Source organism: Yoonia sp., from assembly GCF_030731595.1.
Classification (GTDB): Bacteria; Pseudomonadota; Alphaproteobacteria; order Rhodobacterales; family Rhodobacteraceae; genus Yoonia.
In genome coordinates this window covers 1-24,250 of the sequence record NZ_JANQTS010000022.1, presented here as the reverse complement: position 1 = coordinate 24,250, position 24,250 = coordinate 1, and the positions used below count along the sequence as shown (strand labels likewise).

Genomic DNA, 24,250 nt, shown 5'->3' with positions numbered 1-24,250 from the left:
GGCCCGATCAGGCGGGATTTGGACCCTTCCAGCGCGCGCTTGACGCGCATCATGTCCAACACGGGGATGCCTTCCGTGATGCAGATGATCAGTTCCATCTCGGCGTCGATGGCTTCGAGGATGCTGTCTGCCGCGAAGGGTGGAGGGACATAGATGACCGAGGCGTTGGCTTCGGTCACATGCTTGGCCTCGTGGACCGAGTTGAAGATCGGCAGGTCCAGATGGGTCTGCCCACCCTTGCCGGGTGTCACGCCGCCGACCATCTTGGTGCCGTAGGCGATGGCCTGTTCAGAGTGGAACGTACCTTGGGAGCCGGTAAGTCCTTGGCAGATGACACGTGTGTTTTCGTTTACGAGAATGGCCATTGGGGCCTCCGGTTACTTGGTGAATTCTGATGACCTGATGATCATCGGTGTTGGGGTGATGTGAGCAGGAGTTGTCATGGATCAGCGCCTTGCGACCAGACCGAGGAGTGATTGTGTTGTGCCAAATACCACTTGGTTAGGGCTGGTACCGACGTAGACGCTGCCGGAATACTTGCGCCAGAATTGGCCGATATTGTCTGATGAACCGCGCCCTGCCGACACAGGTTCGTCATTGGCGCGTGCATATGCGTCAGCCTGCGTTTCGAGTTCTGACTGGAGCAGGGAAGCTTGGGCGCTTTTGTCCGCGTCAGTCAATGTATCGCCGGTGGCGTTGACGACGGCACACAAGCGGGTGACGTCCGAGTCGACAGCGAATGTCGTGCGGTCAGCGAGTAAGACCTGAAACGGGGATTGGGATGATCCCCACGCCTCCACATTGCTGAACATCAGCGACTGCCCTTCGTGTCTGTACGGGACGAAACCCCTGTCCGCGAGCGTCAGGCGGGCTTTGTCCATGTTGGTCGTTTTCATCAACAGCAAACACACGTCAGCGAACACTTCACCCTGCGCCGTCACGCTTTGCGCATTGCGCGCAACAAAGCCGGGATCGGTCGAAACGTCCGGTTCAGACGTCACGCAGGCCGCAAGAGATGCGACTGCGCAGAGGGTTGGCGCCACTTTCATTCGTTTCTAGGACCCTGAAAAATAGCTTGGGTGTTTTCGTTTGCGATGATGGTCAACTCAAGTCTCCTTTTTCAATTTTCCGTCGGACCAGATTGCCCAGATCATAGCTGCACCGAGGATGAGAACCGACAGCAGTGCTGCAAACCAAAAGCTGAAGACAATTGCGAATTGCCAGCTTTCGCAGCCGCGGTATCTCTCTCTGATTGCGTCATAGGTTACGTCGCCGGATACGCATGGAAGATAAAGAAGAAGACTGGCGACGATGAACCCCAAGATCCCAAGCAGACCCGCGATTTGCGCCTGCTTGGTGCGACCGCGTTTGCGAAGGAGCATCATAATGCCCAATACAAGTGCCGTCAGCGGCAAGGCAATTGGCAGCCAGTACGACACTTCCACGCATCAGCCCTTCACCGCCTTCACGATCTTCTGCGCGCCGTCTTTCAGGTCGTCAGCTGCGATCACGTCAAGGCCGGAGTTACGGATGATCTCTTTGCCCTTTTCGACGTTCGTGCCTTCCAGACGCACGACCAGTGGCACTTTCAGTCCGACCTCTTTCACTGCTGCGATCACGCCTTCGGCGATGACGTCGCAGCGCATGATGCCGCCGAAGATGTTCACAAGGATGCCTTTGACCTGTGGGTCAGAGGTGATGATCTTGAAAGCTTCGGTCACTTTCTCTTTCGTCGCACCGCCGCCCACGTCAAGGAAGTTGGCAGGTTCAGCACCGTAGAGTTTGATGATATCCATCGTCGCCATCGCAAGGCCTGCGCCGTTGACCATACAGCCGATTTCACCGTCAAGCGCGATGTAGTTAAGGTCGAATTTCGAAGCAGCGAGTTCCTTGGGGTCCTCTTCCGTCTCATCGCGCAGTGCGGCGATGTCGGAATGGCGATAGATCGCATTGCCGTCGAAGGACACCTTGGCATCGAGCACCTTCAGGTCGCCCTTGTCGGTCACGATCAGCGGGTTGATTTCCAGCATCTCCATGTCTTTTTCGACGAAGGCTTTGTAAAGCTGGCCCATCAGGGTGACGCATTGCTTGACCTGATTGCCGGACAGTCCCAGCGCGAAAGCGACACGACGCCCGTGGAAGGCTTGGTAGCCTGTGGCCGGATCGACCGAGAAGGACAGGATCTTTTCGGGGGTCGCGGCAGCGACTTCTTCGATATCCATCCCGCCTTCGGTCGAGCAGACAAAACTGATGCGGCTGGTCTGGCGATCAACCAGCAGGGCGAGGTACATTTCTGTCTCGATGCCGGATCCGTCTTCGATGTAGATGCGGTTGACGACTTTGCCGACAGGCCCTGTCTGGTGCGTCACCAAGGTGCGGCCCAGCATTTTCTTGGCTTCCTGAGCGGCTTCTTCGACCGAACGGGCAAGGCGCACACCGCCTGCGTCACCGGCGTCAGCTTCTTTGAATTTGCCTTTGCCGCGGCCGCCTGCGTGGATCTGCGCCTTGACGACCCAAAGTGGTCCGTCAAGTTCGCCTGCTGCCGTTTTGGCATCTTCGGCGCGGGTCACAGGGCGACCGTCGGAAACGGGCGCACCGTAGCTGCGCAGCAGGGCTTTGGCCTGATATTCGTGAATGTTCATAAGACAATTCCAATTTTGGCTTCTGTTGGTCCGCCTTAGAGCATAAAGAAATAAGTGTTTCTAACTGAAAAACACCGAAGCGGCGAATAATCGAACATTTGTGATCACAGTCTGAAAAAGTGTGATCACAAAATGCGGCATCGACGTCGATGTCGCGATTTTTATTCAGTTTTCAAAGATTCGCGCCGGTGATAGCAGAGTGGCCATGGCAGAGCGCAATCCAACTTGGGCCGTCGTGGCGACGGTTGATGAGCCCGCAGCGCTGGTGCAGGCGTTTGTTGCCTGGCACCTTCATCTGGGTGCTGCCGAGGTCTGGTTGTACTTTGATCGCCCCGATGATCCCGCCGCTGATCTGTTTGGTCATCTGCCGCAAGTACATGTGATCCGGTGTGACGCGCCACATTGGCTGCGTCTCGGCAAGAGCCGTCCGCGCCGCCATGAAGTGCGCCAAGTCGGCAATGCCCGCGATGCCTATGCCCGATGCACGGTTGATTGGTTGCTGCATTGTGACGCGGATGAGTTTGTTTGGTCAAATGTACCAATGGCAGAGGTTTTGTCTGGCTGTGCAGCCGCCACGGACAGCCTGATCTTGCCCGTGGCTGAACGCATGCACCTGCCCGGCTCAGCGGATCACAGCGTGTTGGAAGGCGTGTTTCGCCGCCCTTATCCGGAAGCCCACAACAAGGGCCTGCGCATTTTTGGCCCTGATTATGATTTGACCTATCGGGGCCTGACCGGACATGCGCAAGGCAAAGCCTTTGCGCGGACAGGGCGGCCGCTTCATCTTTCGATCCATCGTCCGCGCCCTGCTCGTGCTGGTCAGGTACTGCAGTTCGCGCGCGCCTCTAGCGAGGTGTCTGAGCTGTTGCATTTCGAGGGGCTCACTCCGGCATACTGGAGCTACAAACTGGCGCGTATGGCGCATGCTTTGGCCAAACACGACGGAATGCCACCTTCGGCCCATCGGCGTCGGCAGGCGGATGTTCTGCTTGCCGAACCGCAAAGTGCGGCAGACCTTTATGCGAGGTTGAAGGTCGCGGACGAGAGGATGCAGGCCCTGCTTCAACGTCGCGATCTGTGGTCCGCACCCGCGTTTGATCCGACAGGCGCGCTGAGCTCTGCCTTTCCTGATGCGGCGATTGATCTTAGCCCTTCGGCGATTGATCGCTGGCTGCATCAGGAAAAAGGGTCAATTCTGGCCTTTCTGCGTGCCCCCTAGTTGAGGGTGAAGGCAAAGAGAGCGAAATTGCCGCCCGTCAAGCGCCCGAATTCGTCCATGGCCTCTGTCGTGACCAATGGTCCTGCTTCCATGTAGGGCGCGAGATCCGAACCTGCGATGACGCCGACAACATCGAGGGAAGAGGGGTTTTCCAGCCAAGCGTTCAGGTTGATGCCCACAGTCTGACCCGTCCGCCAATGCGGGATCAAGAGTTCGCCTTCCAGCACCTGAGAGGCATCCATCAAAACGGCCTGCCATGCGCTGTCGATATTCTGGGGAAACAGCATCCCAAGCGCACTTTGTTGTGTCGCGTTCGGGATGAATTCCCGCTTGTTGTCAGTCTCGGCGCGGACCCGATCCCAAAACACCAGATTGTGGGCGATCACGGCCCGGAAATCAGCAAGGGCCGCCCGTGTGTGTGTCGGGTCGGGTTCCTGTTCCAGCACACCCAGCACGATCGTAATAATATCGGCAATGGTTTCATCGTTATCCGAGAAGAACATCATCGGCGCTGGCCCGTCGCGCAAGGCCGCGATTGTTTCGGCGTTGGTCTGTACCTTCGCGATCACATCGGTCGGGTCGAAGGCCATCACCATCTCGGCAGTGCCGGAAAAGACGTGGGTGTAGGCTTGAAGCCACGCGACATCAGATGTGTCGAAGGTGATTGTGGGTGCGCCACCTGCCGCTTCGAGCGTGGCGAGCGTTTCGGCTGCTTCCCATCTGTTGACGAAAAGGGGGACCATGATGGGCAGGAGGGCCTCGGCATCGTCGCGCACACCGTTGGCATTGATGTCAAACCAGATCTGATTGAGGTCCAGAGTGACTGAGACCATGTCGTCGCCGGTGATTGGTGCCATCGCCTCTTGGGCGCGGTCCATATTTGTGCCGATCTGTGCAAAGAGATCATAGATGACGTTTGGCGTGAACGGGGCGGGGTTTGGGTTGAAGTTCAATTCGGTGCTGAGCCCCGGAATACCGAGGTTGAGGTCATAGATGCCAACGCGGTAGCGTTCTTGAAATGCGGTCTCGATCCCTTGCAGGAAAAGAGCGCCACCCAGAACGAACCGGTCCGAAGGTGATGGGTCTGCAATCGCTGACAGCGCAGCGACAGTGCCGGAAATGCCCAGTTCGCCGAATTGCGCGCTGTAGTCTTGTGCTGCCGCTGTCTGCGCAGACAGCATGACGCCAGAAGCGATGATGAATGGGGGGATACGAAAAGACATGGGGCTCACTCCAATTGAATAATGTTCATGAACATAGTTCATCCATATACTTTTGAAAAGGGGGTTTCGGAAAAATTTGGTTCGAAGCAAAAACGGGCGCCCTTTGCAGGACGCCCGTGTGGAAAGTTATTGCGGCACGGTCTTAGGCAAGACTGTTATCAATTGCCTTGCACGCCTCGACCAGCCCTTTGACCGCATCAACGGATTTGTCGAACATCGCCTGTTCGTCTTTGTTCATCTTGATCTCGACCACGCGCTCGATCCCGCCTGCGCCGATAATTGTAGGCACGCCGACGTAGAAGCCGTTAAGGCCATAGGCGCCATCAACATGGGCTGCACAAGGCAGCAGACGCTTTTGGTCTTTCAGGTAGGCTTCGGCCATTTCGATGGCGGATGTGGCTGGCGCATAGAATGCTGAACCTGTTTTCAGCAGGCCAACGATTTCGGCACCGCCGTCGCGGGTGCGTTGTACGATGGCATCGAGCTTATCTTTTGTGGTCCAGCCCATCTCGACCAGATCGGGGAGCGGGATGCCTGCGACGGTGGAATACCGAGTCAACGGTACCATCGTGTCGCCGTGGCCGCCCAGAACAAAGGCTGTGACATCGCGCATCGAGACTTCGAATTCTTCCGCCAGGAAGTGGCGGAAGCGCGCGCTGTCAAGCACACCGGCCATGCCGCAAACTTTTTCGGTTGGCAGGCCAGAGAATTCGCGCAGCGCCCAAACCATCGCATCAAGCGGATTCGTGATGCAGATGACGAATGCATTCGGCGCATGGGCGGCGATCCCTTCGCCCACGGATTTCATGACCTTGAGGTTGATGCCCAAGAGGTCGTCGCGGCTCATGCCCGGCTTGCGTGCAACACCGGCTGTTACGATGCAGACATCAGCACCTGCGATATCGGCGTAGTCGTTGGTGCCCTTGAAGCTACCGTCGAATTTCGCGGCGGGGCCGGATTCGGCGATATCAAGCGCCTTGCCTTGTGGGATGCCTTCGGCAATGTCGAAAAGCACAACATCGCCGAGTTCTTTGACAGCTGCGAGGTGTGCCAGCGTGCCGCCGATTTGTCCGGCGCCGATAAGGGCGATCTTGGGTCTAGCCATGGAAACAGGTCCTTTGGTGGTGTGGATTTGGCGCATTGGGTAAGGCTTTGCAGCGGCGCGCGCAAGAGTGCTGCGATGCGGCATCACACGAGGATATATAGCCAAGCGTCCTGCAACCCGCTAACGAAGGGGGAAAGCAGCACAAAACGGATCCCCCAAGTGATTGAGTTTGGATGGCAATTCTTTGCGGTCGGTATTCCCGCGATCATCTTTGGCGGGATATCCAAAGGCGGATTCGGGTCGGGTGCGGCCTTTGTCGCTGGTGCGATTCTGGCGCTGGTGGTGCCGCCGGGGGCTGCTTTGGGGATTATTCTTCCGCTTTTCATGCTAGTCGATGCGGCGACGCTCAAGCCTTACTGGGGCAAATGGCACTGGCCTTCCGCCAAGGGTTTGATGATCGGCGCGATCCCTGGATGCATACTTGCCGCGTGGCTTTATACGATTGTTGATGCCGATTTTTTCCGCTTGCTGATCGGGATCATTTGTCTGGCCTTTGTGGCGTTTCAGGGCAGCCGCGCGCTGGGCTGGCTGAAGATCAAACAGATGCCATTCTCTGCGCCATTCGCTTGGATTGCGGGCATGGTGAGCGGGTTTACCAGTTTTGTCAGCCATGCGGGCGGCCCGCCTTCGGCTGTTTTCCTGCTCTCGCAGGGCCTCAGCAAGACAGCGTTCCAAGCAACGACGGTTGTCGTGTTTTGGGCTGTGAACTGGATGAAAGCGGTGCCCTACGCCTTCTTGGGCATTTTCAGCTGGGACACCTTGATGGGAAGCCTGTTGCTTGCACCTTTTGCGTTGATTGGTGCTTGGATCGGGGTGAAGGCCCACCATTGGGTTCCCGAGCGCCTGTTCTTTGGGTTGACTTACGTGTTGCTGGTTCTGACCGGGATCAGGCTGATCTGGGTTGCGCTGGTTTAAGCTGGGCCGCCGGATCGACGGCCCATCTTTTCAACTTTGGCTGTCGAAATTCGCAAGCGGCTCGTTGACATACTGATAGGCTTGGCCTGCCGCAACAAGGCAGGTGGGACCGCCCGGTCGGGTGACGGTGATCGTCCAAGAGCCGGTATCCATTGAGGCAAAGACCTCGACTACGGCGTTGTCGCTGCCCAGACCAATGGATTGGCGGCTTTCACCATAGCGTTCGGCCAGCCGTTCAACCACCTGCGCATGGTCTGCACAATTGCCGGTTTGCGCCTGTGTCTGGGTTGCCGCGATCATCATCGCGCCGAACCCGAAACACATCAGAAAGAAAGTGCGTCTCATTTCGTTCCCCTTTTCGACAGAGCGACCGCAACGGGATGTCGACGCTGGCCCTGCAAGTGGATCAAATTGTCAGACGAACTTGCGCCAAAATGGTTAACGGACCGTAACGCACCCTTTGCGCTGCATTGCGGCAAATGAGGGTTGAATGATTCGGAAAACTCTGGCGTTGTGCGCGCAATAATATTGCGAGGAAGATTCGATGCATGAGCGCCCTTACCGATCCGCCCTCTACATCCCGGGATCAAAGGATCGGGCCTTGGATAAGGCCCGCGGTTTGCCGGTTGATGTTATTCTGTTTGATCTTGAGGATGCGGTAACACCTGATGCCAAAGTCGCCGCGCGCGATACGCTTTATGCCGCCTTGGCTGATGGTGGCTATGGCAGCCGTTTGCGGATTGTGCGGATCAACGGGCTGGATACCGAATGGGGTGCGGCAGATGCCGCTGCAGTAAGTGCGATGGACTGCGACGCGATTTTGCTGCCGAAAGTGAATAGCACCGCCAACGTAGATGCCTTGGCCGCTTTGGTGCCTGACTTGCCGATCTGGGCGATGATGGAAACGCCACAGGGGATATTGAATGCGGCCAGTATTGCGGCCCATCCGCGGATCGCGGGGTTTGTGCTAGGGACAAATGATCTGGCCAAGGATCTAAATGCGCGTGGACGCGCGGCATTGCAGATGTCGTTGCAGATGTGTCTTTTGGCGGCAAAGGCTGCGGGCATTGTTGCGCTTGACGGCGTCTATAATGCTTTCAAGGATGAAGACGGTCTGCGTGCCGAATGTGCCGAGGGCCGTGATCTGGGTTTTGATGGCAAGACGCTGATTCACCCCGCCCAAGTGGCGATCGCGAATGCGGCCTTTGGTCCATCCGAGGATGAGATTGATCTTGCCCGTCGCCAGATCGCGGCGTTCGAGGCGGCAGAGGCAGAAGGCCAAGGCGTTGCCGTGGTCGATGGCCGCATCGTTGAGAACTTGCATATCGTCACCGCACGCGCGACTTTGGCCAAAGCAGAGGCAATTGCCGCATTGGAGAACACATGACTTTCTTAATTCTTGGCTTGGTCCTTTGGTCTGGATTGCATTTCTGGAAGAGACTCGCGCCTGCAAGCCGCGCGGCCATGGGTGACCGAGGTAAGGGTATCGTCGCAGTTGGCGTGATCGCATCCGTCGTATTGATGGTTATCGGGTACCGCATGGCTGATACGACGGTCTACTGGGGGCGATCCGCCGCGATGACCGGGATCAACAATCTGTTGATGTTGTTGGCTTTCTATCTTTATGCAGCGAGCGGTTCCAAAACGCGCATCACCCAATTCGTTCGACATCCGCAACTCACGGCCGTGATCGTCTGGTCCGTCGCGCATTTGCTGGTGAACGGGGATACAGCATCATTCGTCCTGTTCGGCGGTCTTCTGGTCTGGGCATCGTCCACGATTTCATTGATCAATCGCGCCGAGCCTGACTGGACCCCAGCGCATGCTGTGCCAATCAAGAAAGAGATCACCGCCATCGTCGCCACTGTAGTGGTGTTCGGGGTGGTCGCGGGCATACACGCCTGGCTTGGATACAATCCGTTTGGATAGACCCATGAAAATCTACAGACTGCTGACCGAAGACGACACGTCCGCGTTTTGCCACAAGGTGTCCGAGGCTTTATCCAAAGGCTGGGAGCTTTATGGCAATCCGACCTACGCCTATGACCACGCCAACGGGGTCATGCGTTGCGGGCAAGCGGTGACCAAAGAGATCGACACGCCCTACTCGCCCGACATGAAGCTGGGCCAGCAATGAGCAAGACGAATGCGGGGCGTTTTTTTGAGGACTATGCCGTTGGCGATGTGATCGCCCATGCGGTGCCGCGCACGATTTCGGGAGGCGAACGGGCGCTTTATCACGCGCTCTATCCCGCGCGCGGCGCTTTGTATTCGTCGGATGAATTTGCGCGCGCCTGCGGGCTGCCCGCATCGCCGATAGATGATATGGCCACGTTTCATATGGTCTTTGGCAAAACGGTTCCGGATGTGTCCCTGAATGCTGTCGCAAATCTTGGTTATGCCGAAGGGCGCTGGCTGCGGCCGGTCTACCCCGGTGACACGCTCACGGCGCTGTCAGAGGTGATCGGGGTCAAGCAGAACTCTAACGGCAAGTCCGGAGTTGTCTGGGTCCGCACCACAGGCCGCAATCAGCGGGGCGCGGAAGTGCTGACCTATGTGCGCTGGGTGATGGTGCGCAAACGGGGCGAGGGGGCGGCGCCGGATACGGTGGTGCCCGCACTTGCCGATGCGGTGGCAGCAGCGGATCTTGTTGTCCCTGACGGGCTTTCGTTTGGAAGCTACGATTTTACCTTGGCAGGAGAGCCGCATCGTTTGGGCGACTATGCGGTGGGCGAAGTGATTGACCACGTTGATGGTGTCACGATCGAAGAGGCCGAGCATATGCTGGCGACGCGCCTTTGGCAGAACACGGCCAAAGTCCATTTTGACGCGACCAACCGCGCTGATGGCAAGCGGTTAATCTATGGCGGGCATGTGATGTCACTGGCGCGGGCTTTATCGTTCAACGGATTGGCCAATGCGCAGATGATTGTGGCGCTCAATGGCGGTGCGCATGCGAACCCTTGTTTTGCAGGCGATACGGTGCGGGCCTGGTCAGAAGTCTTGGATGTCGCCGAAACTAGTTCCCCCGGCGTAGGCGCAATCAGGCTCCGGCTGGTGGCGACCAAAGGGGCGGCAGGTGTTCTGCGCGGGGATGACGGGAAATATCATCCTGATGTGCTGCTTGATCTGGATTACTGGGCCTTGATGCCGGTTTGACATCGGTACCGGTGGCGCAGAGACCACCGAAGCGGATGATTTGGCGCAGGCGTGGCGATAGCCATGTTCTGTGATCACACGCGGAAAAATTGTGATCACAAATGAAAAAATCTTGCCTTAGGTGACAAAATCACGCGGAAAAATGGGGGTCTGTCGCGTGACTCTGCCGTGAGAATGGTGCAAAGGTCAGGGCAAGGCGCTGTCTTGCCGGACAGCGCAAGCCAACGAAGGGAACTGATATGGCTGACGTGAACCGGGGCAATCGCCCGCTTTCGCCGCATCTGACGATCTACCGTCCGCAGTGGACCTCGATGTCTTCAATTCTGGTGCGGATCACGGGCAATGCACTGATCGTCGCGGCTTTGATGATTGTCTGGTGGTTTGTCGCAGCGGCGGCCGGACCCGAGGCCTTTGCCACCGCCAACGGCTTTGTCACAAGCTGGTTTGGCGATCTTGTTATGACGCTTTCGGTGCTGGGACTATGGTACCACCTGCTGGGCGGGTTGCGCCATCTTGTCTGGGATAGCGGCCGGATGCTGGATGTCGACAAATCCGAACTGGCGGCGCAGATGATGATGGTTCTGGCGGTCCTGCTGACCATCTTCACCATAGTTGTTTTGTGAGAGGGCGCAGAGATGGCTTTTTTGACTGACCGCAAACGCGCAACCGGTATGGGATCTGCAAAGACCGGGACCGAGCATCACTGGAAGATGATGGTGACCTCAGTGGCGCTGCTTATCCTGACGCCGCTCTTTATCTTTACGTTTGGGGTGATCCTGGGGTCCTCCTATGACGAAGTGGTTGCCTATTACCAACGCCCGTTCCCGGCTGTTGTGGCGATACTGACCATGCTGGTCGGTTTCTTTCACTACCGGCTCGGTGTCCAAACACTCATTGAAGATTATGTCCATGGTTTCGCCCGCAAAGCGGCAATCATCGGCATGATCTGTCTGTCTTACGGTGCTGCGGCATTTGCGATTTTCGCAATCGTCCGCATCGCCCTTTAATTCCCCGGAGCATCTGAAACATGGCTGCATATGAATATGAAACCCATACCTATGACGCGATTGTCGTAGGTGCAGGTGGTGCCGGGCTGCGGGCAACGCTTGGTTTGGCAGAGCAGGGTCTGCGCACGGCCTGCATCACCAAGGTGTTTCCGACCCGTTCCCACACTGTCGCGGCCCAAGGCGGCATTGCCGCGTCCCTTGGCAACATGGGTCCTGATAGCTGGCAGTGGCATATGTATGACACCGTCAAAGGCTCTGACTGGTTGGGTGACACCGACGCGATGGAATATCTGGCCCGCGAAGCCCCCAAGGCGGTTTACGAGCTGGAGCATTACGGCGTGCCATTTTCGCGCACGGAAGAGGGCAAGATTTATCAGCGCCCCTTCGGCGGACACACAACAGAGTTTGGTGAAGGCCCGCCCGTGCAACGTACCTGTGCCGCTGCCGACCGCACAGGCCATGCGATCCTGCACACGCTCTATGGCCAGTCGCTAAAGCAGCAGGCGGAATTCTATATCGAATATTTCGCTCTTGATCTGATTATGTCCGATGACGGCATCTGTCAGGGTGTGATCGCGTGGAAGCTCGACGACGGCACCATGCATGTCTTCAATGCCAAAACGGTCGTTCTGGCGACGGGTGGCTATGGCCGCGCCTATTTCAGCGCGACCTCTGCCCATACCTGTACCGGTGATGGCGGCGGCATGGTGGCCCGTCAGGGCCTGCCTTTGCAGGATATGGAGTTTGTGCAGTTCCACCCGACGGGTATTTATGGTGCCGGCTGTCTGATCACCGAAGGTGCGCGCGGCGAGGGTGGTTATCTGACCAACTCTGAAGGCGAGCGGTTCATGGAGCGATATGCGCCCAACTACAAAGACCTTGCTCCGCGAGACTATGTCAGCCGCTGTATGACAATGGAAATCCGTGAAGGGCGCGGTGTGGGCGCGGGTGCCGACCACATTCACCTGAACCTGAACCACCTGCCCAAAGAGGCTTTGGCCGAACGCTTGCCGGGGATTTCTGAGTCTGCCCGTATCTTTGCCGGCGTCGATGTGACCAAGGAGCCGATTCCTGTTTTGCCGACAGTGCACTACAACATGGGTGGTATTCCGACGAATTACTATGGCGAGGTTCTGAACCCCACCAAGAAAGACCCTAACGCCATCGTGCCTGGCCTGATGGCTGTGGGCGAGGCGGGTTGCGCATCGGTGCATGGCGCGAACCGTCTGGGTTCGAACAGCCTGATCGACCTTGTGGTCTTTGGCCGTGCGGCGGCGATCCGCGCGGGGCAGGTCGTTGACCGCAAAGCCCCGAACCCGACGTTGAATCAAGCCTCTGTCGATGCGTGCTTTGACCGGTTTGACGGGTTGCGCCATGCCAATGGCACGACAGGCACCGCCGAACTGCGGTTGGAGATGCAAAAGGCGATGCAGGCAGATGCGGCTGTGTTCCGTACTGACAAGACATTGGCTGAAGGCGTCGAAAAGATGACCGCGATTGCGGGCAAGATGGATGATGTCAAAGTCACCGACCGCAGCCTTGTCTGGAACAGCGATCTGATGGAAACGCTGGAACTGACCAACCTGATGCCAAACGCGCTGGCCACGATTGTGGGTGCCGAGGCGCGCAAGGAGAGCCGAGGCGCACACGCACATGAGGATTATGCCACACGTGACGACAAGAAGTGGCGTGTCCACACGATCAGCCATGTGGATGGGGCCAAGGTCAAGCTGAGCTACCGGCCTGTGATCACGGTGGGACTGACCACAGAAGCAGAAGGCGGGATTTCCGAGGCGCGGATCGCGCCAAAAGAGAGAACATTCTGATGCGTAGCGTGATAACGCTGACCTTTGGGGCGATGCTGCTTGCGGGCTGCATGCAGGACATTGGTCCAACAGGTGATATGCTGGCACGTGACGCGGCCAAAGGTGTCGTGAACAACGTCGTCCAGTCGCGTTTTCCCGGTGTCAATGCAGCACCCTATACGGATTGCATCATTGACAACGCCTCCTCTGCCGAAATTTTGGAAATCGGACGTGCTGCGCTGATTGGAACGACTCCGGCCACGACAAATCTGGTGGTAGAGATTGCCAGTCGCCCCGATACAGTGCGCTGTGCATTGAACAACTCACTTGGTTTGGGAGTTTTGGGCCTATGATGCGCATTGCTTTGGTTATGGCCGCAATCATGGTGGCGGGGTGCACCCCGATTACGCCGGAACGTGCGGCCGACCGCTGCGAAGAGCGTGCAAGGGCCGCTCAAGGCCCAGAGATTGGGCTGACCTTGGGTGCCAATAGTGACAGCGGACCTTTTGCCAGCGGAAGTATCGGGATCAGCGCGGACGCGATCCGCGGACTTGATCCGGTCGCGGTTTATGAAAGCTGCGTGATGAATTTGACAGGCGAGCCACCGATCCGGCCAGTCCGCCTGCGGGTTATGTAAAGCATTCAGGCGCAAGCCTTTGACGGAAGGAATATCGAAATGGTACAACTGACACTTCCCAAGAACTCCCGCATGAAAACGGGCAAGACCTGGCCCAAGCCGGAGGGTGCTTCAAATCTGCGCAAGGTGCAGGTCTATCGCTGGAACCCTGATGACGGGAAGAACCCGCAGCTGGATACCTACTTCGTCGATATGGATACCTGCGGTCCGATGGTTCTGGATGCGCTGATCAAGATCAAGACGGATATTGATCCCACCCTGACCTTCCGCCGGTCCTGCCGCGAAGGCATCTGCGGGTCTTGTGCGATGAATATCGACGGGATCAACACGCTGGCCTGTATCTACGGGATGGACGAGATCAAGGGCGACATCAAGATCTACCCCCTGCCGCATATGCCTGTGATCAAGGACCTGATTCCAGACCTGACCCATTTCTATGCACAGCATGCCTCTGTCATGCCGTGGCTGGAGACCAAGACCAACCGCCCTGCGCAGGAATGGAAGCAATCCATTGATGACCGCAAAAAGCTGGATGGTTTGTACGAATGTGTGATGTGTGCCTGCTGTTCGACAAGCTGCCCGTCTTACTGGTGGAATGGTGACCGTTATCTGGGGCCAGCCGCCTTGCTGCATGCCTATCGCTGGATCATCGACAGCCGGGACGAGGCGACAGGCGAGCGGTTGGATAATTTGGAAGATCCCTTCAAGCTCTATCGTTGCCACACGATCATGAACTGCGCCAAGACCTGCCCGAAAGGTCTGAACCCTGCCAAGGCGATTGCGCATATCAAGGGTATGATGGTCGAACGGGTGGTCTAAGAGCGCTTGAATCTTGGCGTGACAAACGATGGATCACATATCGCTTTCGCCACAAGACAGAGCGAGCAATTCGTGTTCCAAGTGTTTCCCGAAATATCCGGGTCGTTTCTGTCGAGCCGGACGGGTCACAGACTGAATGTTAGTCAGGTGTCGGTGTGACGTAAAATCCGCCGGCATAGATTTCGTCCGAATCGTTGCCGTGAAATGCACCTACGGCTTTGTCTGCACCAATCAAACCTCTCAAGGTCCCTGAAATACCTTCGTACTCTACACTACCAGCCAGCGTGTTTCCGGTGAAGCTGCCATCTACGGTCAGATCATCCGCCCGTCCTTTCAGCGTCTGGTCGTCAAAATCAGCGGTAAGAGAGATGTCACCGCTACGTAGAGTTGGAAAACCAACAACATTCTGGTTGTCGTTTACAAAAAAGCCGTCCACCTTCACCAACTCAAATGTGCCAGAATAAATGCTGCTTCCGCTATCGGGGATCGCAGATACGGTCGTTCCCGGAATGATGCCAGCAACGGCAACGATGCCAGTCGGAGAGTCAGCCCCCGCCCTGTAGACGACACCCTCACCGCCAAAGATGATACTCCCCCCTGCACCAGTTGCCGGAACATCGATCTCGCCTGAACTTGAAGGGGTCACGAAACGGGAGGTGGTATTCTGGTCGATTACCGACTCTTCACATGCCGCAACGGAAAGAATGCCGGGGAGGGCAAGGATAAGACAAATGCGCATAATAGACCTTTCTCTATATTGTTTAGATAGGCTTACGGTCCTGCAAATGTGGCTTAAACGGTGAATGAGCGATCCTCCTCTGTTTCCGGTTGTATATGGTAATCGAGCAACATCTTTAAGTGGCTTGATCTTGAATTTCCTTTTCGGCACCGCTCCTACGGTCGAAAGCGATTTGTAATTCAAGAATTTGCACGCCCAAACCGTGGTTTGCTATGCAAAGGCCGCCGTTAAAGCGATTTCCACCATGTCCCCGAAGGAACGCTCGCGGTCTTCGGCAGGCAGGGCTTCATGCGTTATCAGGTGATCGCTGACCGTCAAAACTGCCAAAGCGCGGCGCCCATAGCGTGCCGCAAGGTTGTAAAGCTCGGCGGCCTCCATCTCGACCCCCAGAATGCCGTGACGCATCATTTGCTCGTTCAGATCGGGGCGTTCGTCGTAAAACACGTCGGATGAATAGATTCCGCCAACATGGGTTGGCACGGCTTTGGCCTTGGCCGCTGCATGGGCCGCCGCCAGCAATCCAAAATCGGCGCAAGGTGCAAAGTTCAGTTCCTTGAAGATCCCCCGAGACGGCGTCGACAGCGTTGAGGCCGTCATTGCGAGGATCACATCGCGGATGCCGACTTGGGGTTGCATCCCGCCACAAGACCCGATGCGGATCAGGGTTTGGGCGTTGTAATCCTTGATCAATTCATTGGCATAGATCGAAAGCGAAGGCATGCCCATCCCTGACCCTTGGATCGTGACAGGATGGCCGTTCCATGTGCCGGTAAAGCCCAGCATCCCGCGCACCTGATTGATGCAGCGAGCGTCTTTCAGAAAAGTCTCGGCTGCCCATTTCGCGCGATAGGGATCGCCGGGCATCAGGACGGTTGGGGCGATATCGCCCTTTTCTGCGCCGATGTGGATTGTCATTCTGGGCCTCCGTTTGCTGTGAGGCCCAGCTTATGTGACTTGCCGCAAAAGGTGGAGACTAGATTTCCATCGCGTCGGGCGTCGTGCCGTTTGCGATCGCGGATTTGAACCAGTCGGGCTGACGGCCTTTGCCGGTCCAAGTTTGTTCGGCGTCTGCCGGGTTCTTGTATTTGGCTACCGAAACGGTTTTGGGCCCTGATTTTGCCTTGCGCATTTTGCGCCCAGGCGCGTCACCGGTAATTTCAGCTAAAGAAAACCCATGCGCGGCGGCTGCTTTTTCAGCGGCTGCCAAAGCGGCCTTTTTATCTTTTTCGGCAAGTTTCTGAAGCGCGGTCTCGACGTTTGCCTTGAGCTTCTCCAGCTCTTTTCGTGTCATTGTTTTCAGATCAGTTTTCATTCTGTCCAACTCCATTTAATGGAGCAGCTTTTATGCCTAATTCTTGGGCAATGCATTAAAAATCTGGGAGAGGCTATACTTAAGAACAAAAATCCGCTGATCTATTCTGCTGCAACGGCGCGCGGATCAACCAGATTGATGATATCTCCCATGATCTTGTTCAATTCAAAATCTTTCGGCGTATAGACTTTTGCTACGCCCATTGCCTGTAATTCACGAGCATCATCTTCGGGAATAATCCCGCCTGCAATGACCGGGATATGGCTTATTCCCGCGGCGCTGAGTTTACGCATGACGTCGCGAACCAACGGAATATGTGATCCTGATAGAATAGAAAGCCCGATTACATGGACATCGCCATTCTGGGCCGCCGTGACAATTTCATCCGGAGTCAGGCGAATACCTTCGTATTCGATATCCATGCCGCAATCACGGGCGCGCGCGGCAATTTGTTCAGCCCCGTTTGAATGTCCATCCAGTCCCGGTTTACCGACAAGGAATTTGATCCGGCGACCCAAAGCGGCGCTGACCAGATCGACCTGCTCGCGCAAGTCTTCCAAGCCTTCTGTGCGGTTGGACGGGTTGCTGCTGACACCCGTTGGTGCACGGTATTGGCCAAATACGCTGCGGATCACGTCCGACCATTCGCCGGTCGTGACACCCGCGCGCGCGCAGGCGATGGAAGGCGGCATAATGTTGCTGCCGTCTTTTGCGGCACTGCGCAGGGCATCCAAAGCATTTCTCACAGCGGTATTGTCACGGTCCTTTTTCCATTGCGACAGGCGGTGCAATTGATCGGCTTCGGCTTCCGGATCGGCGACCATGATAGCGTCGTCGCCGGCGGTGAGCGGTGAAGGTTCGCCCGCCTGCCATTTATTGACGCCGACAACGATTGTTTGGCCACTTTCAATACCGGCAATCCGTGCCGCATTACTTTCGACCAAACGTGATTTCATATAGGCAATCGCGCCAACGGCCCCGCCCATTCCATCAATTTGCGCCAATTCGGCGCGCGCCCCTTCTTTGAGTCCGTTCACTTTGCGGTCAATTGCCGGATTGCCGTCAAACAGATCGTCGAATTCCAGAAGGTCCGTTTCATAGGCCAGAATCTGCTGCATTCGCAGCGACCATTGCTGATCCCACGGGCGGGGCAGGCCTAATGCTTCGTTCCACGCAGGTAATTGTACGGCGCGGGCACGGGCATTTTTAGACAGGGTGACGGCAAGTGTTTCAAGCAGAATACGGTAGACGTTGTTTTCTGGCTGCTGTTCGGTAAGCCCCAGTGAATTGACCTGCACGCCATAACGGAAACGGCGGTATTTCGCGTCTTCCACACCATAGCGGTTTGCGCAAATCTCATCCCATAATTCGACAAAGGCACGCATTTTGCACAATTCGGTGACGAACCGAATACCCGCATTTACGAAAAATGAAATACGTCCGACCATAGCAGGGAAATGCTCAGCGGGCACTTTGCCTTTGAGATCGTCCAAAACAGCGGTGGCTGTCGCCAAGGCAAATGCAAGTTCTTCTTCGGGTGTCGCCCCTGCTTCTTGCAAATGATAGGAGCAGACATTCATCGGATTCCATTTCGGCAGGTGTTCGCGGGTATAGGCCGCGACATCTGTGATCATCCGCAGTGATGGTTCTGGCGGGCAGATATATGTCCCGCGCGAAAGGTATTCCTTGATGATGTCGTTCTGCACCGTGCCTTGCAGCGCGCTGACATCAGCACCTTGTTCTTCGGCTACAGCTATATAGAGAGATAGCAACCAAGGCGCTGTCGCATTGATCGTCATCGACGTGTTCATCTGGTCCAGCGGGATATCATTGAACAGGGCCCGCATATCGCCCAAATGGCTGACAGGGACGCCTACTTTGCCGACCTCGCCTTTGGCCAGAACATGGTCGCTGTCATAGCCTGTCTGTGTCGGCAAATCGAAGGCAACGGAAAGGCCGGTTTGTCCTTTGGCAAGGTTCCCGCGATAAAGCGCATTTGACGCCACAGCGGTCGAGTGACCCGCATAGGTCCGAAATAGCCAAGGGCGGTCTTTCTGCGGCTGCGACATCGCGGGCTCTCCTGAATCAATCGGCGCAATTAAATTACACCAGGGGCTATCTATCGGACATTTTGTGGCGCTGTCAATTCGCCGCAACGCGGCATGACGGGATTTACCCGGCTGCGGTTCCCTGTCACGATCTGTACATGACGCAAACCGTTTCCATGCCCGTCTGGGCGTTCGTCCTGATTATCCTGTTTGCAGGCGTGACCTTCGCGTCGCATTTCCTTTTCCCTTCGGTGCGGTGGTTTTTCCGCAAACGGGCAGAGCGGGTCATTGCCAAAGTGAACCTGCGTTTGCAGCGGCCGATCGAGCCGTTCAAGCTGGCGCGGCGCTATGACATGATCCAGCGGCTGATCTATGATCCTCAGGTGACAGAGGCGATTGTCGAACATGCCCGCAAGGAAGGCATTCCCGAGAACGTCGCATTTGAAAAGGCCCGTCACTACGCCCGCGAGATCGTGCCGTCCTTTTCGGCGACCGCCTATTTCGGGTTCGGCATCCGGCTGGCGCGCTGGTTGTCGAAATCGCTCTATCGGATCAAGCTGGGGACATTTGATCGTAAACGACTTGAGCAGATCGATCCGGACGCGACAGTGGTCTTTGTCATCAATCATCGCAGCAATATGGATTATGTGCTTGTGACTTATCTCGCCGCAAATGCTGGCGCTTTGTCTTATGCGGTCGGTGAATGGGCGCGGGTCTGGCCGCTCTCGACGGTTATTCGCGCGATGGGTGCCTACTTTATCCGGCGCAAGTCACGCGGTGCGCTTTATCGCAAGGTCTTGGCACGTTATGTGCAGATGGCCACCCGTGGCGGTGTGAGCCAAGCCGTGTTCCCCGAAGGCGGGCTGAGTTTGAATGGATTGCTTGCGCCGCCGCGCATGGGCTTGCTCAACTATATCGTAGAGGACTTTGACGCCAAGGCACGCGAAGTGATCTTTGTGCCAGTCGCCATCAACTATGATCGGGTGTTGGAAGATACCATCCTCATCAAGGCCGACAATGCTGGCACCCGGCGATTTAAACCCTCGCTGATCTCTGTCCTGCGTCGCGTCGGGCGTCATATCCTGTTGCGGCTGAGCGGGCGGTTTCGCGGGTTTGGCGTCGCCTCTGTCAGTTTTGGTGAGCCACTGGAGCTTTCCAAATATCTTGGACAAGGCGGCACCGATCTGACCGAAGAGATTGCGCATGAACTGATGAAACGGATCGCCGCTGTAACGCCTGTCTTGGGGGTGCCTTTGGTCGCGCGCCATATCTTGCAGAGTGAACCGGTCCAAGTGTCCGCATTAGAGCAAGCAGTCGGCGAGTCCATTGCTTTCTTGACCAATCGGCAACTGCCTTGCCCGCGCCGCCGTCCGAACGAACTCGTCCAAGATGCGCTTGACCGGCTAGGCGCGCGGGGCCTGATCCGCATTTCTGAGGAGGGCGTGAGTGTAACCGAGATCGGGCGGGACATTCTTACGTTCTATGCCAATTCGATTGCGCATCACTTTGATGACCCTGCCGCCGAGCAGGACGATCTTTCTGCGGCCGCAGAGTAATTAAATTACAAAAATTGATTTATCTGGGTTGCAAAGTTACGCGGCCATCGCGTATTCAAGGCACAGCAGGAGTGATTCTGCAGTGCGGCAAAGTACGGAAAACCTGTGATGGAGACTGAGATGGCCCTCGACCAAACTGCTTATACGGCACCCGAGAAAGACCTCTATGAAGTGGGTGAGATGCCGCCATTGGGTCACGTGCCAGCGCAGATGCATGCTTGGGCGATCCGCCGTGAACGCCACGGAGAACCGGAAAAGGCATTTCAGTTGGAGATCGTCGATGTGCCGAAGCCGGACAGTCACGAAGTTCTGGTTCTGGTCATGGCTGCGGGCGTGAATTACAACGGCGTTTGGGCCGGCCTTGGTGTTCCGGTCAGCCCGTTTGATATTCACAAGGCAGATTACCAGATCCTCGGTTCGGATGCGGCAGGCATCGTCTGGGCCGTCGGTGACAAGGTCAAACGCTGGAAGGTCGGCGACGAGGTTGTCATCCACTGCAATCAAGATGACGGCGACGACGAGCATTGCAATGGCGGTGATCCGATGTTCTCGGACAGTCAGCGCATCTGGGGCTACGAGACACCCGGCGGGTCGTTTGCGCAGTTCACCTGTGTCCAGTCCCAGCAACTGATGCATCGCCCGCAGCACCTGACGTGGGAACAAAGTGCATGTTACACGCTGACTTTGGCGACTGCATACCGGATGCTTTTCGGGCACGAGCCCCATGATCTCAAGCCTGGACAGAATGTTCTGGTTTGGGGTGCATCTGGTGGGCTTGGTTCTTATGCGATCCAGTTGATCAACACGGCCGGTGCAAATGCGATCGGCGTGATCAGCGATGAAAGCAAACGCGAGTTTGTCATGTCGCTTGGCGCTAAGGGCGTTATCAACCGCAATGATTTTTCCTGCTGGGGTCAGTTGCCTACGGTGAATACCCCCGAATACAACACATGGCTCAAAGAGGCGCGTCGGTTCGGCAAGGCGATCTGGGAGATTACCGGCAAAGGCGTGAACGTCGACATGGTATTCGAACACCCCGGAGAGGCGACTTTTCCGGTGTCGTCACTGGTGTGCAAGAAGGGCGGTATGGTCGTCATTTGTGCCGGCACCAGCGGTTTTAACTGCACCTTTGACGTCCGCTATATGTGGATGCACCAAAAGCGCTTGCAAGGCAGCCACTTTGCCCACCTCAAGCAGGCCAGTGCCGCGAATAAGCTGATGCTGGAACAGCGGCTCGACCCCTGCATGTCGGAGTGTTTTGAGTGGGGCGCCATCCCCGCCGCCCATACCAAGATGCGTCGCAACGAGCACAAGCCGGGCAATATGGCGGTTTTGGTTCAGGCGCCGACGATGGGCCTTCGGACGTTTGATGACGCGCTAGAGGCATCACGCAATCGCTAGGCTTTCTTGATAGATCCAAGCAGGGCGCAGTTGGTGACAACTGTGCCCATTTTTTCTTTTGCGCTGTCTGAAGAAAAAGAAGAGCCGCATTTTGTCAAAATGTCGCATCTCGCGATGGAATTTTAATTATTCATTAATAATTAGCGGGGACGGTAGCGCATGGGACGTGATTGGATCATTGATGTATTGGCCGATCTGCGCGCTTTTGCGCATGAGAACGATCTTCCTTTGCTTGCTGCCCAATTGGAAGAGGCGGGTCTGGTCGCAGAGGTCGAATTGGCACAGCGGGCTGGTCAGGCCAAGCGTCAGGTACTACACGACGCAACTGGTCAACGAGTGTCTCCGATAGGGTCCGACCGGGGCAACCGACAGGGCTGAACACGCCAATTGTCCTAGCAGCGCGGGTGCCGTCCAGATACAGTCGCCGCATGAATGCGCCTTCCATCACATTTTCTGACGACCAGGCAGAGGCTTGGGACAATATCGCCACGGCCCTGCGCCAGTCTGGCGTTGATCTTGATGACAGCCTGCTGCAACCGCCGCAATCTGATACGACCTCGGTCATGGCCGTGATCGGCAAGGCCGGATCTGGCAAGACGATGCTGCTTGCAAGACTTTATCATGCGCTGGAAGAGGCCGGTGTCGATGTCATTTCAGGCGATTGGGAAGGGCGCAAGCGTAAGGACAGGCGCACGCTGGCTATTCTAGCGCCCACAAACAAAGCCGCGAGCGTTTTGCGCAATCACGGTGTGCCTGCGACGACGATCCACAGGATTCTCTATACGCCGGTCTATGATCCCGAATACGAAAAGGTCGCGGAATGGCTGGCCGGGCAGGGCGAGAAACCCGAGATTGAAGGTCTGACCGAGGTGGGATTGGACCGTGCCTTTGCGTCCTATCAGATCAATAAATCAATTCCCGCCGCATTGGCCGCCGCAGGGCTGCGCGGCAGTGATTTCATCACCGGTTGGAAGCGCCGCGAAGAGCCCTTGGACATCGGTTTTGTCGACGAAAGCTCTATGCTGGATGAAAAGCAGTTTGAGGACCTCAAAGAGATTTTCCCCACCCTGCTCTTGTTCGGTGATCCCGCCCAATTGCCGCCCGTGCAGTCATCCGGCGGGATGGTGTTCGAAACTCTGCCCGCAAACCGTGTGCTGACCCTTAACCGGATTCACCGGCAGGATGCGGGCAACCCGATCCTTGATCTGGCCCATGCTTTGGCCGACCCGCAACTGGATTTTGCAGCCTTTGAACGGATGGTCGAGGATGCGTCAAAGACCGACGAACGTGTTGTGATGGCCCAGCGGGTCGAGGCGGACCTGATGGCCCGCTCGCCCTGTCTGGTCTGGCGCAATGCGACCCGTATCCGGTTGATCCATGCCTTTCGTGCGGCTTTTGATGCGCCTAACGATGAGTTGCTGGCAGGAGAGCCGCTGATCTGTGACGGCATTGAACTGCCGCTGAAGCACCGCAAAAAGCGTCTTGATCTGGAAGCGCGCGGTCTGATCAAGGGCGCGCAGGTCATCTACCTCGGCCCTGGCCGCAAGCCCGGTTTCTCGCGCTTGCATGTGATTGGTGCCGAAGAGCCGCAGGTGAGTGCTGCCAGCATCGTGAAGATCGAACAGGAAGGCGACGAAGAGCCGTTCATTCCTTTTGCCGCGCGTATGGGTGCCACCTTTCTGCATGGCGCGGCAGTGACGATCCACAAAGCGCAGGGGTCGCAATGGGACACGGTGCAGGTCTTTGCACCTGATATCTATGCCGCGTCGCGCATGGGCCGTGTCGAGGCGGGACAGCCCTTGTGGAAACGGCTTGCCTATGTTGCCATTACCCGCGCCGAGACCCAGTTGCGCTGGGTCGTGCGCAATCGTCTTGCGCGCCCGCAAGGGGTATTGCGTGTCGATGATCTAGAGGTCCCGGCGGCCCCATTGGAATTGAAGAGCGAAGAGATATGAAAACCATCATTGTGACAGGCGCGAGCAGCGGCATTGGCCGTGAAACGGCGCAGTATTTTCTGGATCACGGTTGGCGTGTCGGCCTGATTGCCCGGCGGTCGGACGTACTGGCCGAAATGGCACAACAGAACGCTGTCCTGCTGCCGTGCGATGTCACGGATGAGGCGCAGGTTGATGCGGCCTTTGCACAGTTCGGGCATCTGGACGTTCTGTTCAACAATGCCGGCATGTTCGGCCCGCAGACCACAATTGACGAGATCGCGCTGGCGGATTGGAAGCAGGTTGTGGATGTGAACCTGACTGGCATGTTCCTTTGCGCCCGAGCCGCGTTTCGCCAGATGCGGCATCAGACGCCGCGCGGTGGGCGGATTATCAACAATGGCTCGATCTCGGCCTTTACGCCGCGGGAGGGGTCGGTCTGTTATACGACGACTAAACACGGGGTCAGCGGGCTGACCAAGACGCTGTCACTGGACGGGCGGGCCTTTGATATTGCCTGCGGGCAGATTGATATCGGCAATGCGCGGACTGATCTGGTGCAGAACCTTGAAAAGAAACGCGCCGCAGAGGGGCTAGAGCCGCTGCCGACGATGGCCGTTGAAGATGTGGCACGGTCGGTGTTCCACATGGCCAGTTTGCCGCCAGAGGCGAATGTGCAGTCCATGATGGTGATGGCGACGAAGATGCCGCATATCGGGCGCGGTTAGC

27 protein-coding genes and 1 pseudogene are annotated in these 24,250 nt (G+C 56.8%); 17 read left to right on the top strand and 11 right to left on the bottom strand.

Annotated features, from left to right (window positions below):
- The 4 genes and pseudogenes from NWQ23_RS02175 to sucC all read right to left on the bottom strand — a co-directional run.
- A pseudogene (locus NWQ23_RS02175) lies at window positions 1-365 on the bottom strand (succinate--CoA ligase subunit alpha); the annotation flags it as partial.
- An 81-nt stretch (window positions 366-446) separates the two neighbouring features.
- Complete coding sequence (locus tag NWQ23_RS02170) at window positions 447-1,001, bottom strand: hypothetical protein (RefSeq protein WP_306164597.1); 555 nt, start codon at window positions 999-1,001, stop codon at window positions 447-449.
- 105 nt (window positions 1,002-1,106) lie between these two features.
- On the bottom strand, window positions 1,107-1,445 hold the full coding sequence (locus tag NWQ23_RS02165; RefSeq protein WP_306164596.1) for a hypothetical protein: 339 nt from the start codon (window positions 1,443-1,445) through the stop codon (window positions 1,107-1,109).
- A 3-nt stretch (window positions 1,446-1,448) separates the two neighbouring features.
- Entirely contained in the window at window positions 1,449-2,642 is a 1,194-nt protein-coding gene (gene sucC, locus NWQ23_RS02160) for an ADP-forming succinate--CoA ligase subunit beta (protein ID WP_306164595.1), read from the bottom strand.
- Between the two features lie 205 nt (window positions 2,643-2,847).
- Here sucC and NWQ23_RS02155 point away from each other — a divergent pair, with 205 nt between their 5' ends.
- Window positions 2,848-3,861 carry a glycosyltransferase family 2 protein gene (locus NWQ23_RS02155; protein ID WP_306164594.1) on the top strand — a complete coding sequence of 338 codons (1,014 nt, stop codon included), beginning with the start codon at window positions 2,848-2,850 and terminating at the stop codon, window positions 3,859-3,861.
- On the opposite strand, the gene NWQ23_RS02150 is transcribed toward NWQ23_RS02155, so the two are convergent.
- A complete protein-coding gene (locus NWQ23_RS02150; protein ID WP_306164593.1) occupies window positions 3,858-5,084 on the bottom strand; it encodes a hypothetical protein in 1,227 nt (408 codons plus the stop codon). The genes NWQ23_RS02155 and NWQ23_RS02150 overlap by 4 nt on opposite strands.
- Window positions 5,085-5,226: 142 nt before the next feature.
- Entirely contained in the window at window positions 5,227-6,189 is a 963-nt protein-coding gene (mdh, locus tag NWQ23_RS02145; protein ID WP_306164592.1) for a malate dehydrogenase, read from the bottom strand.
- Window positions 6,190-6,348: 159 nt separating this feature from the next.
- Here mdh and NWQ23_RS02140 point away from each other — a divergent pair, with 159 nt between their 5' ends.
- Window positions 6,349-7,104 (top strand): sulfite exporter TauE/SafE family protein, encoded by a 756-nt coding sequence (locus NWQ23_RS02140; RefSeq protein ID WP_306164591.1) that lies wholly within the window; start codon window positions 6,349-6,351, stop codon window positions 7,102-7,104.
- A 30-nt stretch (window positions 7,105-7,134) separates the two neighbouring features.
- Here NWQ23_RS02140 and NWQ23_RS02135 read toward each other — a convergent pair whose 3' ends face one another.
- Window positions 7,135-7,449, bottom strand: a complete 315-nt coding sequence (locus tag NWQ23_RS02135; protein WP_306164590.1) for a hypothetical protein — start codon at window positions 7,447-7,449, stop codon at window positions 7,135-7,137.
- 199 nt (window positions 7,450-7,648) lie between these two features.
- Here NWQ23_RS02135 and NWQ23_RS02130 point away from each other — a divergent pair, with 199 nt between their 5' ends.
- The 10 genes from NWQ23_RS02130 (at window position 7,649) to NWQ23_RS02085 (ending at window position 14,531) form a co-directional block, all read left to right on the top strand.
- Window positions 7,649-8,491, top strand: a complete 843-nt coding sequence (locus tag NWQ23_RS02130; protein WP_306164589.1) for a CoA ester lyase — start codon at window positions 7,649-7,651, stop codon at window positions 8,489-8,491.
- Complete coding sequence (locus NWQ23_RS02125; protein WP_306164588.1) at window positions 8,488-9,033, top strand: NnrU family protein; 546 nt, start codon at window positions 8,488-8,490, stop codon at window positions 9,031-9,033. The genes NWQ23_RS02130 and NWQ23_RS02125 overlap by 4 nt, the downstream gene beginning before the upstream one ends.
- A gap of 4 nt (window positions 9,034-9,037) precedes the next feature.
- Window positions 9,038-9,241, top strand: coding sequence for a DUF1737 domain-containing protein (locus NWQ23_RS02120; RefSeq protein WP_306164587.1), 204 nt, complete (start codon window positions 9,038-9,040; stop codon window positions 9,239-9,241).
- Window positions 9,238-10,263 (top strand): MaoC family dehydratase, encoded by a 1,026-nt coding sequence (locus NWQ23_RS02115; protein WP_306164586.1) that lies wholly within the window; start codon window positions 9,238-9,240, stop codon window positions 10,261-10,263. The genes NWQ23_RS02120 and NWQ23_RS02115 overlap by 4 nt, the downstream gene beginning before the upstream one ends.
- Window positions 10,264-10,502: 239 nt before the next feature.
- Window positions 10,503-10,886, top strand: a complete 384-nt coding sequence (sdhC, locus tag NWQ23_RS02110) for a succinate dehydrogenase, cytochrome b556 subunit (RefSeq protein ID WP_306164585.1) — start codon at window positions 10,503-10,505, stop codon at window positions 10,884-10,886.
- 12 nt (window positions 10,887-10,898) lie between these two features.
- On the top strand, window positions 10,899-11,270 hold the full coding sequence (sdhD, locus tag NWQ23_RS02105) for a succinate dehydrogenase, hydrophobic membrane anchor protein (protein WP_306164584.1): 372 nt from the start codon (window positions 10,899-10,901) through the stop codon (window positions 11,268-11,270).
- A 20-nt stretch (window positions 11,271-11,290) separates the two neighbouring features.
- Window positions 11,291-13,096, top strand: a complete 1,806-nt coding sequence (gene sdhA, locus NWQ23_RS02100) for a succinate dehydrogenase flavoprotein subunit (protein ID WP_306164583.1) — start codon at window positions 11,291-11,293, stop codon at window positions 13,094-13,096.
- Window positions 13,096-13,428 (top strand): succinate dehydrogenase, encoded by a 333-nt coding sequence (locus NWQ23_RS02095; protein WP_306164582.1) that lies wholly within the window; start codon window positions 13,096-13,098, stop codon window positions 13,426-13,428. Before sdhA ends, NWQ23_RS02095 begins: the two co-directional genes overlap by 1 nt.
- A complete protein-coding gene (locus tag NWQ23_RS02090) occupies window positions 13,425-13,712 on the top strand; it encodes a hypothetical protein (protein WP_306164581.1) in 288 nt (95 codons plus the stop codon). The genes NWQ23_RS02095 and NWQ23_RS02090 overlap by 4 nt, the downstream gene beginning before the upstream one ends.
- Before the next feature lie 39 nt (window positions 13,713-13,751).
- Entirely contained in the window at window positions 13,752-14,531 is a 780-nt protein-coding gene (locus NWQ23_RS02085; protein WP_306164580.1) for a succinate dehydrogenase iron-sulfur subunit, read from the top strand.
- Between the two features lie 139 nt (window positions 14,532-14,670).
- Here NWQ23_RS02085 and NWQ23_RS02080 read toward each other — a convergent pair whose 3' ends face one another.
- The 4 genes from NWQ23_RS02080 to NWQ23_RS02065 all read right to left on the bottom strand — a co-directional run bounded on the left by NWQ23_RS02080 (window position 14,671) and on the right by NWQ23_RS02065 (window position 18,651).
- Window positions 14,671-15,453, bottom strand: coding sequence for a hypothetical protein (locus tag NWQ23_RS02080; RefSeq protein ID WP_306164579.1), 783 nt, complete (start codon window positions 15,451-15,453; stop codon window positions 14,671-14,673).
- A 27-nt stretch (window positions 15,454-15,480) separates the two neighbouring features.
- A complete protein-coding gene (deoD, locus tag NWQ23_RS02075; RefSeq protein WP_306164578.1) occupies window positions 15,481-16,185 on the bottom strand; it encodes a purine-nucleoside phosphorylase in 705 nt (234 codons plus the stop codon).
- Window positions 16,186-16,243: 58 nt separating this feature from the next.
- Complete coding sequence (locus NWQ23_RS02070; RefSeq protein WP_306164577.1) at window positions 16,244-16,582, bottom strand: H-NS histone family protein; 339 nt, start codon at window positions 16,580-16,582, stop codon at window positions 16,244-16,246.
- A gap of 101 nt (window positions 16,583-16,683) precedes the next feature.
- On the bottom strand, window positions 16,684-18,651 hold the full coding sequence (locus NWQ23_RS02065; protein ID WP_306164576.1) for a protein meaA: 1,968 nt from the start codon (window positions 18,649-18,651) through the stop codon (window positions 16,684-16,686).
- 137 nt (window positions 18,652-18,788) lie between these two features.
- Between NWQ23_RS02065 and NWQ23_RS02060 the strand changes: the two genes are divergently transcribed.
- The 5 genes from NWQ23_RS02060 (at window position 18,789) to NWQ23_RS02040 (ending at window position 24,249) form a co-directional block, all read left to right on the top strand.
- A complete protein-coding gene (locus NWQ23_RS02060; RefSeq protein WP_306164575.1) occupies window positions 18,789-20,186 on the top strand; it encodes a 1-acyl-sn-glycerol-3-phosphate acyltransferase in 1,398 nt (465 codons plus the stop codon).
- A gap of 120 nt (window positions 20,187-20,306) precedes the next feature.
- Window positions 20,307-21,587 carry a crotonyl-CoA carboxylase/reductase gene (gene ccrA / locus NWQ23_RS02055; protein WP_306164574.1) on the top strand — a complete coding sequence of 427 codons (1,281 nt, stop codon included), beginning with the start codon at window positions 20,307-20,309 and terminating at the stop codon, window positions 21,585-21,587.
- Between the two features lie 159 nt (window positions 21,588-21,746).
- Window positions 21,747-21,965 (top strand): hypothetical protein, encoded by a 219-nt coding sequence (locus NWQ23_RS02050; RefSeq protein ID WP_306164573.1) that lies wholly within the window; start codon window positions 21,747-21,749, stop codon window positions 21,963-21,965.
- Between the two features lie 50 nt (window positions 21,966-22,015).
- Window positions 22,016-23,542: an ATP-dependent RecD-like DNA helicase gene (locus NWQ23_RS02045; RefSeq protein WP_306164572.1), complete on the top strand. Its 1,527-nt coding sequence runs from the start codon at window positions 22,016-22,018 to the stop codon at window positions 23,540-23,542.
- Window positions 23,539-24,249 carry an SDR family oxidoreductase gene (locus NWQ23_RS02040; protein WP_306164571.1) on the top strand — a complete coding sequence of 237 codons (711 nt, stop codon included), beginning with the start codon at window positions 23,539-23,541 and terminating at the stop codon, window positions 24,247-24,249. Before NWQ23_RS02045 ends, NWQ23_RS02040 begins: the two co-directional genes overlap by 4 nt.
- The last annotated feature ends 1 nt before the right edge of the window (window position 24,250 follow it).

Coding starts and splice junctions, on each gene's coding strand:
- NWQ23_RS02130 (WP_306164589.1), top strand. CDS start 7,649: ATGCATGAGCGCCCTTACCGATCCGCCCTCTACATCCCGGGATCAAAG.
- NWQ23_RS02155 (WP_306164594.1), top strand. CDS start 2,848: ATGGCAGAGCGCAATCCAACTTGGGCCGTCGTGGCGACGGTTGATGAG.
- ccrA (WP_306164574.1), top strand. CDS start 20,307: ATGGCCCTCGACCAAACTGCTTATACGGCACCCGAGAAAGACCTCTAT.
- NWQ23_RS02135 (WP_306164590.1), bottom strand. CDS start 7,449: ATGAGACGCACTTTCTTTCTGATGTGTTTCGGGTTCGGCGCGATGATG.
- NWQ23_RS02095 (WP_306164582.1), top strand. CDS start 13,096: ATGCGTAGCGTGATAACGCTGACCTTTGGGGCGATGCTGCTTGCGGGC.
- NWQ23_RS02065 (WP_306164576.1), bottom strand. CDS start 18,651: ATGTCGCAGCCGCAGAAAGACCGCCCTTGGCTATTTCGGACCTATGCG.
- NWQ23_RS02125 (WP_306164588.1), top strand. CDS start 8,488: ATGACTTTCTTAATTCTTGGCTTGGTCCTTTGGTCTGGATTGCATTTC.
- NWQ23_RS02045 (WP_306164572.1), top strand. CDS start 22,016: ATGAATGCGCCTTCCATCACATTTTCTGACGACCAGGCAGAGGCTTGG.
- NWQ23_RS02150 (WP_306164593.1), bottom strand. CDS start 5,084: ATGTCTTTTCGTATCCCCCCATTCATCATCGCTTCTGGCGTCATGCTG.
- NWQ23_RS02050 (WP_306164573.1), top strand. CDS start 21,747: ATGGGACGTGATTGGATCATTGATGTATTGGCCGATCTGCGCGCTTTT.
- NWQ23_RS02070 (WP_306164577.1), bottom strand. CDS start 16,582: ATGAAAACTGATCTGAAAACAATGACACGAAAAGAGCTGGAGAAGCTC.
- NWQ23_RS02060 (WP_306164575.1), top strand. CDS start 18,789: ATGACGCAAACCGTTTCCATGCCCGTCTGGGCGTTCGTCCTGATTATC.
- NWQ23_RS02090 (WP_306164581.1), top strand. CDS start 13,425: ATGATGCGCATTGCTTTGGTTATGGCCGCAATCATGGTGGCGGGGTGC.
- sdhA (WP_306164583.1), top strand. CDS start 11,291: ATGGCTGCATATGAATATGAAACCCATACCTATGACGCGATTGTCGTA.
- deoD (WP_306164578.1), bottom strand. CDS start 16,185: ATGACAATCCACATCGGCGCAGAAAAGGGCGATATCGCCCCAACCGTC.
- sucC (WP_306164595.1), bottom strand. CDS start 2,642: ATGAACATTCACGAATATCAGGCCAAAGCCCTGCTGCGCAGCTACGGT.
- NWQ23_RS02120 (WP_306164587.1), top strand. CDS start 9,038: ATGAAAATCTACAGACTGCTGACCGAAGACGACACGTCCGCGTTTTGC.
- mdh (WP_306164592.1), bottom strand. CDS start 6,189: ATGGCTAGACCCAAGATCGCCCTTATCGGCGCCGGACAAATCGGCGGC.
- NWQ23_RS02040 (WP_306164571.1), top strand. CDS start 23,539: ATGAAAACCATCATTGTGACAGGCGCGAGCAGCGGCATTGGCCGTGAA.
- NWQ23_RS02085 (WP_306164580.1), top strand. CDS start 13,752: ATGGTACAACTGACACTTCCCAAGAACTCCCGCATGAAAACGGGCAAG.
- sdhC (WP_306164585.1), top strand. CDS start 10,503: ATGGCTGACGTGAACCGGGGCAATCGCCCGCTTTCGCCGCATCTGACG.
- NWQ23_RS02115 (WP_306164586.1), top strand. CDS start 9,238: ATGAGCAAGACGAATGCGGGGCGTTTTTTTGAGGACTATGCCGTTGGC.
- sdhD (WP_306164584.1), top strand. CDS start 10,899: ATGGCTTTTTTGACTGACCGCAAACGCGCAACCGGTATGGGATCTGCA.